This window comes from Pseudomonas sp. QS1027, assembly GCF_002814235.1.
Taxonomy (GTDB): Bacteria; Pseudomonadota; Gammaproteobacteria; order Pseudomonadales; family Pseudomonadaceae; genus Aquipseudomonas.
In genome coordinates this window covers 137,759-151,911 of record NZ_PHSU01000042.1, presented here as the reverse complement: position 1 = coordinate 151,911, position 14,153 = coordinate 137,759, and the positions used below count along the sequence as shown (strand labels likewise).

12 protein-coding genes are annotated in these 14,153 nt (G+C 60.1%); 5 read left to right on the top strand and 7 right to left on the bottom strand.

Annotated features, from left to right (window positions below; all coding sequences use genetic code 11):
* Nucleotides 1–28: 28 nt before the first annotated feature.
* The gene (locus CWE01_RS31945) at nucleotides 29–2,050 is read right to left on the bottom strand and encodes a TonB-dependent receptor (RefSeq protein ID WP_100944536.1); all 2,022 of its coding nucleotides are present in this window, start codon (nucleotides 2,048–2,050) and stop codon (nucleotides 29–31) included.
* A gap of 374 nt (nucleotides 2,051–2,424) precedes the next feature.
* Here CWE01_RS31945 and CWE01_RS31940 point away from each other — a divergent pair, with 374 nt between their 5' ends.
* Together CWE01_RS31940 and CWE01_RS31935 are read left to right on the top strand one after the other, a co-directional pair.
* The gene (locus tag CWE01_RS31940; protein WP_040070571.1) at nucleotides 2,425–2,655 is read left to right on the top strand and encodes a VF530 family DNA-binding protein; all 231 of its coding nucleotides are present in this window, start codon (nucleotides 2,425–2,427) and stop codon (nucleotides 2,653–2,655) included.
* Between the two features lie 17 nt (nucleotides 2,656–2,672).
* Nucleotides 2,673–3,326: a Pr6Pr family membrane protein gene (locus tag CWE01_RS31935; protein ID WP_100944535.1), complete on the top strand. Its 654-nt coding sequence runs from the start codon at nucleotides 2,673–2,675 to the stop codon at nucleotides 3,324–3,326.
* Between the two features lie 30 nt (nucleotides 3,327–3,356).
* On the opposite strand, the gene CWE01_RS31930 is transcribed toward CWE01_RS31935, so the two are convergent.
* Together CWE01_RS31930 and CWE01_RS31925 are read right to left on the bottom strand one after the other, a co-directional pair.
* Nucleotides 3,357–4,139 (bottom strand): siderophore-interacting protein, encoded by a 783-nt coding sequence (locus tag CWE01_RS31930; protein WP_100944534.1) that lies wholly within the window; start codon nucleotides 4,137–4,139, stop codon nucleotides 3,357–3,359.
* Complete coding sequence (locus CWE01_RS31925; RefSeq protein ID WP_100944533.1) at nucleotides 4,136–4,726, bottom strand: PadR family transcriptional regulator; 591 nt, start codon at nucleotides 4,724–4,726, stop codon at nucleotides 4,136–4,138. Before CWE01_RS31925 ends, CWE01_RS31930 begins: the two co-directional genes overlap by 4 nt.
* A 235-nt stretch (nucleotides 4,727–4,961) precedes the next feature.
* On the opposite strand from CWE01_RS31925, the gene CWE01_RS31920 reads away from it, so the two are divergent.
* Nucleotides 4,962–5,483, top strand: coding sequence for a C40 family peptidase (locus CWE01_RS31920; RefSeq protein ID WP_100944532.1), 522 nt, complete (start codon nucleotides 4,962–4,964; stop codon nucleotides 5,481–5,483).
* 16 nt (nucleotides 5,484–5,499) lie between these two features.
* Here CWE01_RS31920 and CWE01_RS31915 read toward each other — a convergent pair whose 3' ends face one another.
* The 4 genes from CWE01_RS31915 to CWE01_RS31900 all read right to left on the bottom strand — a co-directional run bounded on the left by CWE01_RS31915 (nucleotide 5,500) and on the right by CWE01_RS31900 (nucleotide 12,524).
* Complete coding sequence (locus tag CWE01_RS31915; RefSeq protein WP_100944531.1) at nucleotides 5,500–8,601, bottom strand: transglycosylase domain-containing protein; 3,102 nt, start codon at nucleotides 8,599–8,601, stop codon at nucleotides 5,500–5,502.
* A gap of 109 nt (nucleotides 8,602–8,710) precedes the next feature.
* On the bottom strand, nucleotides 8,711–9,652 hold the full coding sequence (locus tag CWE01_RS31910; protein WP_157815313.1) for an AcvB/VirJ family lysyl-phosphatidylglycerol hydrolase: 942 nt from the start codon (nucleotides 9,650–9,652) through the stop codon (nucleotides 8,711–8,713).
* 13 nt (nucleotides 9,653–9,665) lie between these two features.
* Nucleotides 9,666–10,790, bottom strand: a complete 1,125-nt coding sequence (locus CWE01_RS31905; protein ID WP_100944529.1) for an OpgC family protein — start codon at nucleotides 10,788–10,790, stop codon at nucleotides 9,666–9,668.
* Between the two features lie 117 nt (nucleotides 10,791–10,907).
* The gene (locus CWE01_RS31900; protein ID WP_100944528.1) at nucleotides 10,908–12,524 is read right to left on the bottom strand and encodes a glycosyltransferase family 39 protein; all 1,617 of its coding nucleotides are present in this window, start codon (nucleotides 12,522–12,524) and stop codon (nucleotides 10,908–10,910) included.
* Nucleotides 12,525–12,812: 288 nt separating this feature from the next.
* On the opposite strand from CWE01_RS31900, the gene CWE01_RS31895 reads away from it, so the two are divergent.
* The gene (locus CWE01_RS31895) at nucleotides 12,813–13,187 is read left to right on the top strand and encodes a GtrA family protein (RefSeq protein ID WP_100944567.1); all 375 of its coding nucleotides are present in this window, start codon (nucleotides 12,813–12,815) and stop codon (nucleotides 13,185–13,187) included.
* Nucleotides 13,184–14,146: a glycosyltransferase family 2 protein gene (locus CWE01_RS31890; protein ID WP_100944527.1), complete on the top strand. Its 963-nt coding sequence runs from the start codon at nucleotides 13,184–13,186 to the stop codon at nucleotides 14,144–14,146. The genes CWE01_RS31895 and CWE01_RS31890 overlap by 4 nt, the downstream gene beginning before the upstream one ends.
* Nucleotides 14,147–14,153 lie beyond the last annotated feature (7 nt).

Sequence of the window (14,153 nt, the reverse complement as noted above, 5' to 3'; positions counted from 1 at the left end):
CAGTGGGACCGGACCTTCGCAAGGCGCTTCAGAACGTGGTACGCAACCCGAACTCCACGCTGCGCCCCGGCGCCGGCGCGATATCCCGCAGGATCGAACTGGCGTAGCGCACGGTCTGGTTGGTCAGGTTGTCACCCTTGACGAAGGCCAGCCACTGGCTGCTGCCGATGTCGAAGTGGTAACCGGCGCTGGCGCCGAACGTGGTGTATCCCGATGTGCCGGTCTCGTTGGCCGGCACCCGCCCTTGTCCCGCCGCATGCTCGACGTCGATCCGCGCTTGCCAGCGATCCAGCTCCCACAGCAGGCCGCTGTTCAGGCGCAACGGAGCGATCCGTGGCAGCGCCTCGCCGGTGTCGAGGTTGGTGGCTCGGGTGTAGTCCCCGGACAGTTCCAAGGCAAATTTGCCGTAGGCGCTTTCGCCAAGTTTCCAGTGATCCTGCGCCTCGAAACCGGCGAAACGTGCGCGTACCCCGGAGTAGCGGTATTCGGGAATTCCGGCCGCGTCTTCCTGACCTTCGTCGTTGAGGGTGCGACCGGTGCCCAGCAGGCCGATGTAGTTGGAGAAGTGGCTGTAGAACACGCCGACGCTGCCCTTGTGGGTGCCGTTGTCGAAGCGCAGGGCCAGGTCGCTGGACACGGCTTTTTCCTTCGACAGGTTGGCGTCGCCCAGTTCATAGGTGCCGGTCGCCACGTGGGCGCCGTTGGCGTACAGCTCGTAGAAGGTCGGCGCGCGTTCGGTGTAGTTCAGGGTCGCGGCCACGGACCAGATCGGCGTCAGGCTGTAGATCGCGCCCGATGACAGGCTGCCGGCGGTGAAGTTGCTGGAGCGGTCGGCGGCGAAGCGTTCGTTGCCCTGGGCGTTGGGGTCGATGCTCGTATGTTCCAGGCGGCCGCCGAGGCTGAAGGTCAGGCGCTCGCTGGCCTTTAATTCTTCCAGCAGAAACAGCGCGCCAGTGTTGGTGTCGGTCTGTGGCACGAAGGCTTCTTCGCCCAGTGCCGAGAACTCGTTGCGACTGACCTGTGCGCCGATCACCCCGTTGAACGGACCGATGGGCAGGTGCCGGGCTTCGACCCGCGCTTCGTAACCCTTGTTCTTGAAGGTGGTGCCGACTTGCCCGTCCTCGATCTCGCTGTGCTTGTACTCGGTGTAGCCGGCATCGAGTTTCACCGAGCTGAAGGGGCCTTGCAGGTTGCGGATTTCAGAGGCGAAGGCGTAATGGTCCTGCTGCATGCGAATACGCACGTCCTGCTCGGCAGGGGAGCCGTAGTTGGAGTCGTAGTTGCTGTAGGACAAGCCGGCGTAGCCGTCGTCCCAGGTGTAGGAACCGCCGATTGCGCCGCCATCCTGGCGCCCGTCACTGTTGCCCAGGCGTCCCTTGCGTTGATCGGCCTCTTCGCTGGCCGGTGCGTTGCGGTCTCGGGCGAAACCTGGAATGCGCAGGTCGTTGAACTCGCGGGCACTGGCATCCAGGTGCAAGGCGAAGGTGCCGTCACCGGCTTCCAGCTTGCCGGCGCTGCTGCGGGTGGTGTCGGCACCGCCGTAGCGCAACTCCCCGGCCCCATGGATACCGTCGATGGCGGTGGTGGGGATGCGGTTGTCGAAGGTATTGACCACGCCGCCGATGGCGCTGCCGCCATAGAGCAGGGCGGCCGGGCCGCGGACGATTTCAATCCGTTCGACATTGACCGGGTCCAGCGGCACGGCGTGGTCGTAGGACAGCGCCGAGGCATCCAGCGCGCCGACGCCATTGCGCAGCAGGCGGATGCGATCGCCGTCCTGGCCACGAATGATCGGCCGGCTGGCCCCCGGACCGAAATACGAGGACGACACGCCAGGTTGCTTGTTCAGGGTTTCGCCAAGGCTGCCTTGCTGTTGCAGGGTCAGGTCATCGCCTTCCAGTACGGTGCTGGGGGAGGCGAGTTGTTGGCTGCCCAGCGGATTGCCGGTGATGACCTGGGGTTGCAAGTCCAGGGCATGGGCCGGGGAGGCCATCAGCAAGGCGGCGGCCAGCGGTGTCAGGTGAGAACGCAGGGGAGAGGAGAGGGACATCGATGCTTCCTTGGCAAGCGGGGCGCGAAATAGAGCGCCTTGAGTCAAATGAAAGGCTGGAACGGTAGATGGATGTGATTGTTAATATTTCTCATATGTTATGACATAACATAGCTTTTTTGTCAGGAAAACAAAACCCCGAGTGTTTTCGGTGGCAGCGCTAGACTTGAGGCAGAGGGCGTTCTTGCGATTGATCGCCAGCAGGCCGGCTCCTACAGGGACTGTCGTTCGTGCGCAATTCGCGTGCTGCATCAGAGCGGTCTTACGGTCATTTCAGATACGGGACGCCTTGTCTTCGCCCGTGACTCTTCCCCCCGCCCCAAGGCTCGGCTAAGGTGCGCGGCTTCTTCCACTTCCTGACCTGAAGGCCTGGCATGACGGCATCGAACAACAACCCTTTGCACGGCGTGACCCTGGAGCAGATCCTCAATGCCCTGGTGGCCCATTACGAATGGGAAGGGTTGGCGCAACGCATCGATATCCGTTGCTTCAAGAGCGACCCGAGCATCAAGTCAAGCCTGACGTTCCTGCGCAAGACTCCCTGGGCGCGGGAGAAGGTCGAAGCCCTCTATATCAAGCTGGCGCGGACCAAGCGCGAGCTGTGAGCGCGGGAGCCAGAGCGATGCACAGCGCTGTGGAAACCTCGGGCGGCTGGCGGCGGATCCTGCTGACGGGAGCGGCGTTGCTGGGTTGGGGCGGGCTGACGATCCAGCTTTATCTGCTGCTGATTTTTCGCTGGCAGGTGGAGGCCAGCCTGATCGGCGCGTTGGTGACCTTCTTCAGTTTTTTCACCGTGCTGACCAATACCCTGGCGGCGACGGTGCTGACCTGTGCGGTGACTTCGCGGGACTCAGCGGGCAGGCGCTGGTTTCTCAAACCGGCGGTGCAGACGGGGGTGACGGCGAGCATCGTGGTGGTCGGGCTGGCCTACAACCTGTTGTTGCGCCATCTGTGGCATCCCCAGGGGTTTCAGTGGCTGGCCGATGAGTTGCTGCACGACGTGATGCCGGTGCTGTTTGTGGTCTATTGGTGGTGCTGCGTGAGGAAGGGCACTTTGCGGTGGTGGGATGGGTTGCCTTGGGCGATCTATCCCGTGGTCTATTTCGCTTATGTACTGCTGCGCGGACATCTGATCGGGGTGTACCCGTATCCCTTTTTTGATGTGGATAAGTTGGGTTATCCACAGGTGTTTATCAATGCCGGGCAGATTCTGTTGGGGTTTTTGCTGGTGTCGGGCGGGCTGATCGGGATGGATCGGTGGCGGGGCAGAGGTTAGCTCTGCTCCCGCTGTTTGTGGTGGGGTGAATCACTCCTCGGCGCTGTTGTCCAGTTTCCAGTAGCCGACCGCCTTGAGGAATTCCTCGTTCAAGCCATGGCTGCCCAGTAGCACCTTGCGGATCTTGCGTGACAGCGCCGCTTCGGTCGCCACCCAGGCATACAGGCTGCCTTCGGGGATATCCAGCTGTTCGACGGTGTGCAGCAGATCCTGCTCCGGCGCATCGCGCCGCACCCAGGTCACCTCGACCTGCGCCGGGCTTTGCAGCTCCTGCTGCTCCCCGGCATTCTCCACTTCGATCACCACTCGCGCCCGACGATTGGCCGCCAGGCCTTCCAGGCGTCGGGCAATGGCTGGCAGTGCGGTTTCGTCGCCGATCAGCAGGTAGCTGTCGAAGATATCCGGCACCACCATCGAGCCCCGCGGGCCGCCGATATTGAGGAACTGACCGGGCACGGCCTGGGCCGCCCAGGTCGCGGCGGGGCCGTCGCCGTGGAGGACGAAGTCGAGGTCCAGCTCGCCGCTTTCCAGGTCATAACGCCGTGGGGTGTAGTCACGCATGGCGGGCATCGGGCCGTTGTCCTTGGCCCCCAGCACCATCGTTTCCAGGGCGGCCTGTTCGGCGGCGTTCTGTGGGAAAAAAACTTTCACATGGTCGTCCGTGCCCAGGCTGATAAAGCCCGCCAGCTCCGGCCCGCCGACGGTAATACGGCGCATGCGCGGCGTAAGGTCGACGACCCGCAACACCTCCAGGCGGCGTCGCTTGATCTCGTGCATGACGCGATGAATCCCTTGTTGATTGACTGCATTCATTCCGGTTTCTCCGAGCAGGATGGAGCGGATACAGGCCCATCGACGATGGCCTTGGCGGTGTTGTTCAGCAGATCGCGAACCCGAAGGATTTCTTCCGGGCTCCAGCGGCCGTTGTGCAGTTGCAGGGCGTGGCGCAGGTTGTGCACCGCCTCGTGGATTTCCAGCGGTCGTTCATGACCGCGCAGCGAACGCTTGCTGACATCGATGCGCATGCGTACGCCATCGAGGGCTACGGCCTGTTCGACCAGGGACTGTCGTCCGGCGTCGGTCACGCTGTAGCGCTTTTTCCCGGCCGCAGCGTCGCCGAGGATCATTTCGCTTTCTTCGAGGAAGGTCAGGGTCGGGTAGATCACGCCGGGGCTCGGGCTGTAGGCACCGTCGAACATGCCTTCGATCTGGCGGATCAGGTCGTAGCCGTGGCAGGGCTGTTCGGCAATCAGTGCCAGCAGCAACAGCTTCAAGTCGCCAGGGGCAAAGACCCGCGGGCCGCGGCCGCCGCGTTCGCGACCGGGACGACGTTCGAAGCCGTCATGGCCATCGCCGAATTCCCGGGGATGGTGACGATGGTGGGGGTGTTCCTCTCTCATTTCTCTTTCTCCTGTCTAGTTAAGATATACCTTAAGATATATCTTATCTGGGCGGCAAGAAAAAATGACGAACGGACGTTAAGCCCCGTTTGTGCACATTTGCCCTTCAGGGTTTGGTTGGATTTTCTGTGCCTACTTAGAGTTTTCCCCTATGCCAATAGAAGAAAAGCACTCTAAGCAAGGTCGGGACAGCTCTTTACCATGCCGCCTTGTGTCAAAAAGGCGGGACTTATTCATGCCCAGTTTCTTGTTCGGAGCGCTGCTGTGGGTGTCACCGGGCCTGTTCCTGTCGGCCCACGCGGCTCTCGATGGGGCGAAGCCCGTTTCATCGGCCAAGGTACTAAAGGGATTGCGGCCCAAGGCCGCGCCGGCACCCATCGACAATGTCGTTGGCCGTGCCCATGAATTGATCGGCACGCCCTATCGGTGGGGCGGGATGTCGGTCAACGGCTTCGATTGCAGCGGCTTGCTGGTCTATCTGTTTCAGCAGGAGGCCGATATCAAGTTGCCGCGTACTACCGTCGGCATGCGCCGTTCCAACGCCAGGACCATCGAGCGAAAAAATCTCAAGCCCGGCGATGCGGTGTTCTTCCGACGTAATGGGCAGAACACCGTCAATCATGTCGGGCTCTATATCGGCGGGGACAAATTCATTCACTCGCCGCGCAGCGGCAAGACGGTACGCATCGATTCGCTGAGCAATAGCTACTGGAAAAAGAGCTACACACTCGCCAAGCGTTTTCACGCGACCCGTTGAGGCGCTTCTCCTGTCGTCAGGGTGTTTGCGCGACCTTTTGCGCGGTGCACAAGGTGTTGCTGCCCGGTTGCAGGTAAGGCGTCAGGATCGGCGCCATGCCCTTGAGCACCTGCACCGGCAAGGCCGAGGTGAACTTGAACGACTCGGCCGAGCGTCCCGGCACGAAAGCGGTCAGGGTGCCGAAGTGATGATCGCCGATGTAGAACACAAAGGTGGCCGTGCGGTTGATCGACTTCGAACTCAGGACCCGCCCGCCGGCGCCGATGGCCTCGATGCGGTTGTCGCCGGTGCCGGTTTTCCCACCCATGGCCAGCGGTGTGCCGTCCGGCTGTTTGAAGCTGCCGGAGACCCGCCGCGCGGTGCCCGCATCCACCACTTGTGACAAGGCTTCGCGCAGGGCCGTGGCGACCTCCGACGGCATCACCCGCTTGCCCTTGCTGGGGTCGTTGACCAGGCGGGTTTCGTAAGGCGTATCGGCGGCGAAGTGCAGGCTGTCGATGCGCAGGGTCGGCATGCGCACGCCGTCGTTGAGGATGATCCCCACCAGTTCGGCCAGTGCCGCCGGGCGGTCGCCGGAACTGCCGATGGCGGTGGCCAGTGACGGCACCAGGTGGTCGAAGGGGTAGCCGACCTGTTGCCAGCGCTGATGGATATCGAGGAAGGCTTCGATCTCCAGCATCACCCGGATCCGGCTGTCGCGGGCGCTCTTGTGTTTGCTCTTGAACAGCCAGCCATAGACTTCCTGACGTTCGAATTCGCTGGCGGCCACCACCTGGCTGAAGTGCGCCTGGGGGTTGTTCAGCAGGTAGCCGAGCAGCCACAGGTCCAGCGGGTGAACCTTGGCGATAAAGCCCTGGTCGGGCAGGTCGAAGGTCCCCGGACCATAGGTCTTGTAGAGTTTGGCCAGGCGTTCGTCGGTGACTTTCTCGGTTTTCAGGTGGGCCCGGACAAAGGCATTGAAAGCCGCTTGCGGAGCGTTCGGCAGCAGGTAGCGATGCACCGCGGCCAGGCGAATCGGCGTCGGGTGCATGCCGTCGAGGAAGGTGTCCAGGCGTTCCTGGGACGTCTTGTTCTGGTACTTCTTCCAGAAGCGCAGCATAAAGGCCGTGCCCTCGCGGTCGGCGAAGCGCGCCAGGTATTCCTGGCGACGCGGCTCGCTGTCGTCCTTGAGCAATTCGGCGCTGTTGTTCGGGCCCTGGTAGGTGCTGTAGCGCACCAGGTCGCGCATCAGGCGGATAAAGGGCAGGTTGATCGACTCGCGCAGGGCTTCGCGCAAGGTCGGGCTGCGGCCGTTGTCTTCCTTGCGGAAGTTGTGGAAGTGGTGCAAGCCGCCGCCAGTGAAAAAGCTTTCGCCGGGGTTGGCCGAGTATTGCCGGTTCAGGGCGGCGTCGAGCATTTTCGGCAAGGAGCGGTCGCTGTTCTGCGCCAGGTAATCCACCGCCCAGCGGGTGATCGGGTCCTGGGACTGGTCGGAGGCTTTCTTCAGTTCGGCGGGTGACTGATCGCCATAACGGTCACGCAGTTCGGAGATGATCTGCAGGTAGCTGGTCAGCACCCGCAGTTTCGCGGTGGAGCCCAGTTCCAGCTTGCTGCCCTCGTTGATGTCGAAGGGCTGGTCGGTGCTGTCGGTCTGTACCCGCACCCGCGCGCTGTCGGGGGTGAGCTCGAAGAGGGTGAAACTGTAGCGCACTTGTTGTGTGCTGGTGGGGGTCAGCAGGTGGTCACCCAAGAGGCCCAGGGATTTGGCGAACTCGGGGTCGGCCAGGCGCTTGAGGTAGTCGCTGGCCTGGCTTTGCAGGTCCGACTGCAAGGTACTGGTGGCCGAGAGGTCGAGGCGGTCGAGGTCGTAGAGGGGTCGATCGAGCATGGCCGACAGGCGACTGCGGGCCAGGCTGATGCCCTTGTTCGATTCCACCGGCTGGATCGTCGGCTCCTGTTGCCAGTCGCGGTAGGTCACCTTGCTGGCCAGCGCGGCGGCGGCCAGGGGGCCGTCGATCACCGCGTTCTGGGCCAGCAGACGGATATGGCTGTCGGTCAGTTCGGCCAGTTCGTCGCGGCCGCGGGCCAGGTAATGGGAGGGGCGACGCTGGGCAATCATCAGCGACAGCACTTCACGCAGGGCCAGGCCGCGTTGGGACAGGCTCAGGGGATCGCTGGCAACGCTGTTCAGGCGGGCGTTGACCTGGGCGAAGTCGGCGCCGTACCAGACGCGCAAGCCTTCCGCCATGCCATGCACTTCGCCATGCCCGGGCACGGCGGACAGCGGCACGCTGTTGAGGTAGTCGCGCACCACGTCCTTGCGCACTTCCAGGGTTTGCGGCCCGCCCTGATAGGCCCGCACGCTGGCGGAAATCATCTGGCGGATTTTTTCGCCGCCGGAGAGGGTCAGGCCGTCCGGCGAGTGCCGGTACTTTTCCAATTGGGTCGCCAGGGTGCTGCCGCCGGCGGTCTGGCCGCCGATATGCAGGACCTTGGTAATCTGCGACAGCACCGCCTTGCCGAAGCGAGGCCAGTCCACGGCAGGGTTGGCCTCGGGCTGTTTCGGGTCGAGCAGCTCACGGTTCTCGATGAACAGCAGGCTGTTGACTACCAGCGGTGGAATGGCTTCGAAGCTGGCATAGAGTTGTTGCGGATAGTCGTAGTGGTAGACATCGCCCCCACGGCAATCGGTGATCGACAGCCCGGCCTGGATTTTCTCCTTGTAGGGCACGAAGAAGCCTTCCTGGCTGTAGTCCAGCAGCGCCGGGGAGAAGCGGGCCTGGGCTTCGATCAGGTAATTGCGTTTCAGCAGGCGTGGGAGGAATTCGCCGAGGGCGCTGTAGCCCAGGCGTTTGTCGAAAGGTCCGTCACCGGGATAGAGCATCGAGTCACTGGGGCCGGGCTCCAGCGAGTAACCCAGGTCGGCAGCGAGACGACTGAACTCGCGCGCCTGGATCTTTGAGCTGCGCATTTCCCGCGAGGCGGCAAACCCCAGCAACACCAGGGCAATCAGCAGTACCAGCCAGAACAGCCGCCACCACAGCCGACGCTTACGCGGTTTTTTCGGTAAAGGCGCTTCATCCTCCCTGTTGGCTGGCGCCACAGTGTTGCTCGAATCGGATTGCCATAAAGCGCCCATAGTCGATTCATCCATTCACGCAGATTGATCGCACTTGCCTGAAGCTTAGACGTTGCTTTGGAGCGGTGAAAAATATGTGAGGTGGGTCAGGTTTTTCTGGCTGAGGGGTTTACCCGTGGCAGGAGGGCATGAGCGGCGCAATGTCATGCAGCATCTGCGTAGCCACTGGCTGAAAAACGCCGCCAAAGTCATGACCCCCCGGATAGGCCGTGGCTTTTATCCAGGGTGGTAATCGGGTTGTTTCGCACAGGCTTCTGTCGGCCACGTGGATTGAGGGAGCGGTTCCGAAGTAACAGACAACGGGTAGCTGTTGCTGGAGGCTGATCAAGGGGGGCAGGGCATCGTAATGCCTGACGGGCAGGACGGCGTTGCGCAGTCGTTTGGCCTGGGTCCGCAGCCAGCTTTGGTGCATGTAGTTTTCCAGTTCAACCTCGAAAAAGATGTCCTGGGTCGGTCCCAGTAACGTCAGCGCGATCACGTGGCTGCGGTCCTCGGCGGGTAACCGTTCGATCAGCGAAGGCAATACATTGGCGCCAAAGGAATAGCCGATCAGCCAGATGTGGGACTTATGCCACTGTTCGCGGTAGCGAGTGATCAGGAGGGACAGGTCAGCGACGGCCGACTCGGGCGAGCGCCCATTCCAGAAGTAAGCCTTGGTATCGACGCCCAGTACCGAAATGGCATGCTCGTTGAGGGGCTGGCTCAGTTGTTGTTCAACGAACCCCCAGCCCGAGTCTCCCGAATAGAAAATTGCGAAGAGATCCCGGCACTCACCCTGGGCAGGAGCAACCAGGGTGTTGTCCACGACCGTCAGGGATTGTTCCAGCGGGCTTGTGCCCCAGGGCAGGAGCACAAGTATTCCGAGGACCGGAAAGAGACACAGCAACCACAGTAGTTTTCCGGAGAGTCCGTTCATGGATGCGCTCAACTGTTGGTCGTTGGCTACATCGTTACGGCACATCAGCCAGGGTGGGGCGGGTAGGATTGATTCCAGCAGCGATGGTCCGCCGGCGATAGCTGTCAATACTGACAGTCCCGACGAATGGTCCACGGCAGCCGTCCTGTCAGGCGGCGACCACTTGTGCGGGACGCCCCAGGCGCTTGTTGAGGTCCAGCCAGCCGGCCAGCGCTGCCATCAACGCCACGCCCAGCAGAGCACTGAACACCCGAACCGGCAAGCCATCTCCCGCCTGGGCATTGAGCATGTCCGCCAACGGTGCCAGCAGCACGCCGAAGCAGAACACTTCAAGCGAGTAACGGCCCATCCGGCAACTTTGTCGGGCCAGCCAGTGATCCAGCCAGCCACTGTTGGGCAACAACTTCGCCAGCACATAGGCCAGCGCCAGGAAATGCAGCAAGCGCGCCGGCGAAAGATTGGTCTTGCTGATCGGATAGAGCCATTCGCCCAGCAGCTTGGGCATGAAGGCGTCATGCGCCTGTGGCCATTTCCACGACAGGGCTATCACCGCGCAGACCAGCAGATAGACCGCGCAGGTCACGAACAGTGGCTGGTGTAACAGGGGGCGGGTCTCCGGAAGTTTTTCCCGCTGCCCATGGATCGCCGCCGCGCCACCGAGCACGAACAGCAACTGCCAGGCCATGGGGTTGAAGAACCACACGCCGCCCTCCTGGGCGGCCAGGTTCCATTGGAACCAGGGCGCCAGCAGGTACAGCAGCACCGACAGCCCCACCACGTATTCGGCCTTGCGCAGCAGCATCGGCAGGATCAGCGGCAGGCCGAGCAACAACAGGATATACAGCGGCAATGGGTCCATCAGGTTGGGTTTGAAGCGCAGCAACAGTTCGTCCACCAGCGCCTGCTGTGGATGGGTGAGGAAATACTGCAAGCCCATTTCCTGCACCAGGTCACGGGTTTCCACCTGGCTGTTGGCAAAGAACACGATGCCCATCAGCACGGCCAGCAGGAAGATATGCACCACATAAAGCACCCAGGCCCGGCGCAGGATACGCACACTGGCCACCAGAAAACCGTCGCGGCGGGCGATCTTGCCGTAGGCCAGGATCGCGGCGAAGCCGGCGAGAAAGACAAAGATCTCCGCCGCGTCGCTGAAACCGAAATTGCGCACGGTGAAATGGGCGAGAGGGTTCTGCGGCACGTGATCCCAGAAAATGAAGATCAGCGCCAACCCGCGGAAAAAGTCGATGCGGCGATCGCGTCCGTTGGACATCACGGGAAAACTCTTGGGCGAATGTTGAATAGGGCTGTTGTGGGTGTAAGAAATTGCACGCGCACAGCGGCGGCGTGCAGGTTGGCGGGAATCGGTGGGAATTGCAAAGCGGGGGTATTACTGAATGTCACAGTTTTGTGTTGGGGGTTGCCCGACCGCGTTTGCCGGGGCGTGGATGACATAGAGCCGGAGTTCCATGCTGCCGGCGTGCTTGGCAAACTGGCACTGCCAATCGCTGGGGAACGGGCGTCGTTCATCTTCCCAGTGAGTCGATGTCACCCACCACACGCGCTTTTTTATACCCGCTGGTAAATGCTCAAAATCCTCAAAAAACAATTTATCCCGGTCCGCGTAAATGAGTGTGGATGCGCCGTAGCCATTAGGTCGGTTGTCACGACCTTCCCAGGGTGGATCAAAAAGCAAAGGCTTGGCGCCTGCGCGGTTGTAATAGGCCACGCTCAGATACTGGTATCCGCCCTGAACGACGATGCTATCGCCCTCAAGATAGCGCTCGTCTATATAGGCAACGATGTCATCAAGAGGGGCGTCCTGCTCATTGCGGGGGTCATCCAGATCGTCTTGTTGAGCGTAAAGGGTTTGCAGCCCTATCAACTGAATGCTGATGATCAGCAGGAGCGTGCTCAAGGCCAAGATGGGAAACCGGCCCAGCAGCCTGCTGATGGCGACAGACAGTAGCATCGGTATACCCAAGGCCGCAAAAGACACATAACGCTCGACAAAGACTGGGAATATAAATGAAATCAGAAAAACAACCAGGATCGGCAGGAACGTATAGAGCGAAAGTAAAAGGCCAAACTTGAAGCGACTTTTTATCTGAAAGGCTCCGGCCAGGGCCAGGGCGGTGATGAACAAGGGGAATAGCAGGTAGCCCGCTGTAAAGAACTCAAGCCCGTTTCTGACGGAAAAGAACATCCAGAGGGAAGAGGGTAATGTAGAAAGCGTGGGATCTGGCACCCACAAAATATCGCCGCTGACTTTTAATTTATCAAAGTTGATAAACAACTCGTCGACCAGGCTGATCAACCATGGCACATACAAGAGGGCGATGCTTATATTGGCCAGCCACCACGCCCAACGGAAAACAGGTCGCGTTGGGTGGTTTCTCTGGAAGGCCAGCATCGACAGGTACGTCCAGTGAGAGAGTACGCAGAAGATTGCAAAGTAATGGGTATAGAGTGCTGCCGTCATGAGCAGCGCGTACGCCACCAGGTATCGATCACGAGCCCTTTTCACCCAGTAGACCAGGGCAATGGTTGCACCCAGTAGCCAGACGTGTTCCAGCGTATACATCCGTGTTTCCTGGCTGTAACGGACGGCGATCGGAAACAGGGCGAGGAGCAGCCCGGCCAGCACGGCCGTTCGCGGTGTATCCAGCAAGCGCATCAACCACATGCCCAACAGCGTGCTCAGTACCCCGGCCAGCGCACTCATTGCCCTCAGCGAAAATACGCCATCGCCATACACGGCGCTCCAGGCATGAAGCAGCAGGAAATAGAGCGGCGGAGAGATGTCGTGCCCTGCGTGAAACCATATCCGCTCGGGGGATTGGCTGCTGATCAGGGCCGACAGGGCCTCGTCGGTCCAGAAATAGGGGCCCTGAATAGCATAAAACCGGACATAGGCGGCCAACGCCAGGACCAGCACCCAGAGGTATTTTTCAGATAGACAGGGCAGGTTTGAAAGAACCCCGTCATGGCGTTTTTTAGCGTCCATGTTTTCCTGGCAACGAAAACCCACGGGCAGGAGCCTTACACTAGAGCGCTTCAACAGGTCTGTCTACTGTCGGGAATAATAGGTGTGTACGTGCCAGAAGGAACGGCAGAGTGCCTTGGCCGGAGAGTGGGAACTCATATGTACCTGTGATTTCTGACAGTAGACAGACCTGTTGACGCGGCCTAGTGTTGAACTCTCACCACGCTGGTGTTTCGTTGTACGTGGAAGCGCCCCTCGGTACTTATCGGGCGGGTATTTCTTTCCGGCTGCGGAATCCAGGATATGGCCGTGTGTGTGTTGCTCAAGCATTTTTCGACTTACGTCTATATTGGCGTTCTGAATACGCTAATCCACTGGGGCGTCTTCCTGACGCTGCACAGCGTCCTATCGGTTCGTCAGGCCACCAGTAATATCTGTGCTTTTGGGGTGGCGGCCACGTTCTCTTTTTATGCCAATTCGCGATATACCTTCAAGCAAACTGCAACGTTGGCTCGCTATTTATCCTTTGTCGGCTTTATGGCTTTTATGAGCTTTGTAATAGGGTGGCTTGGAGATGGGTTGGCCCTGCCGGGTATCGTGACACTGGTCGTTTTTTCAGGCGTCAGTCTGGTCGTGGGTTACTGCTATGCCAGTTACGTGGTCTTTCGGAGCACGCCGACGTGAAAGTTTCCTTGGTGGTTCCGCTGTTCAATGAAGATCAGACGATTGAGCTTTTTTACCAGAGCGTCAGACAAGAGCCTGGGTTGAGTCTTTACCAGGTCGAAATTATTTTTATCAATGACGGCAGTTTAGATGCTACGGAAAACATCGCTCGTGCGTTGACACTGATGGATGACAATGTAGTGCTGGTCAATTTCTCACGAAATTTCGGTAAAGAACCGGCGTTGTTCGCCGGCCTTGAGTTTGCCAGCGGTGAGGCGGTCATTCCCATCGATGTTGACCTGCAGGATCCGATCAAGGTCATTCCCCGATTGCTCCAAGCCTGGCAAAACGGCGCTGATGTGGTGTTGGCCAAGCGCCGGGATCGTTCCAGTGACGGTTACCTGAAGCGTCACAGTGCTTCTCTCTTCTATCGTCTGCTCAAGCACATCGCCTACACCCACATCGAGGAAAATGTGGGCGATTTCCGCCTGATGGACCGCAAGGTGGTGGACGTGATCAAGGCGTTACCTGAACAGCCACTGTTCATGAAAGGCGTGCTGTCGTGGGCCGGTTTCACGGTCGCCATTATTGAATACGATCGCGCGCCCCGTGTCGGCGGCCGGAGCAAGTTCAATGCCTGGAAGTTATGGAACCTGGCACTCGACGGGGTCACCTCGTTCAGTACCTTGCCGTTGCGTCTGTGGAGTTATATCGGGGGCGGGATTTCAGTGTTGGCGTTGCTGTATGCCGGTTATATGGCGTTGGACAAGATACTGTTTGGTAATGATGTGCCGGGGGCCCCGTCGTTGATGACGGCGATTTTGTTTTTGGGCGGTGTGCAACTGATCGGGATTGGGGTGCTGGGGGAATATATAGGGCGAATTTATATGGAATCTAAACACCGTCCCAGATATGTTGTTAAAGACGTGGTTTCAGGGAAGCCTAGTGGTTTGCTTTCTCGGCAGTCGAGCGTGAAATAAAAGGGAC

Excerpts from the sequence above, each read along its gene's own strand:
- CWE01_RS31945 (WP_100944536.1), bottom strand. The coding sequence starts at position 2,050 with ATGTCCCTCTCCTCTCCCCTGCGTTCTCACCTGACACCGCTGGCCGCC.
- CWE01_RS31940 (WP_040070571.1), top strand. The coding sequence starts at position 2,425 with ATGACGGCATCGAACAACAACCCTTTGCACGGCGTGACCCTGGAGCAG.
- CWE01_RS31935 (WP_100944535.1), top strand. The coding sequence starts at position 2,673 with ATGCACAGCGCTGTGGAAACCTCGGGCGGCTGGCGGCGGATCCTGCTG.
- CWE01_RS31930 (WP_100944534.1), bottom strand. The coding sequence starts at position 4,139 with ATGAATGCAGTCAATCAACAAGGGATTCATCGCGTCATGCACGAGATC.
- CWE01_RS31925 (WP_100944533.1), bottom strand. The coding sequence starts at position 4,726 with ATGAGAGAGGAACACCCCCACCATCGTCACCATCCCCGGGAATTCGGC.
- CWE01_RS31920 (WP_100944532.1), top strand. The coding sequence starts at position 4,962 with ATGCCCAGTTTCTTGTTCGGAGCGCTGCTGTGGGTGTCACCGGGCCTG.
- CWE01_RS31915 (WP_100944531.1), bottom strand. The coding sequence starts at position 8,601 with ATGGGCGCTTTATGGCAATCCGATTCGAGCAACACTGTGGCGCCAGCC.
- CWE01_RS31905 (WP_100944529.1), bottom strand. The coding sequence starts at position 10,790 with ATGTCCAACGGACGCGATCGCCGCATCGACTTTTTCCGCGGGTTGGCG.
- CWE01_RS31900 (WP_100944528.1), bottom strand. The coding sequence starts at position 12,524 with ATGGACGCTAAAAAACGCCATGACGGGGTTCTTTCAAACCTGCCCTGT.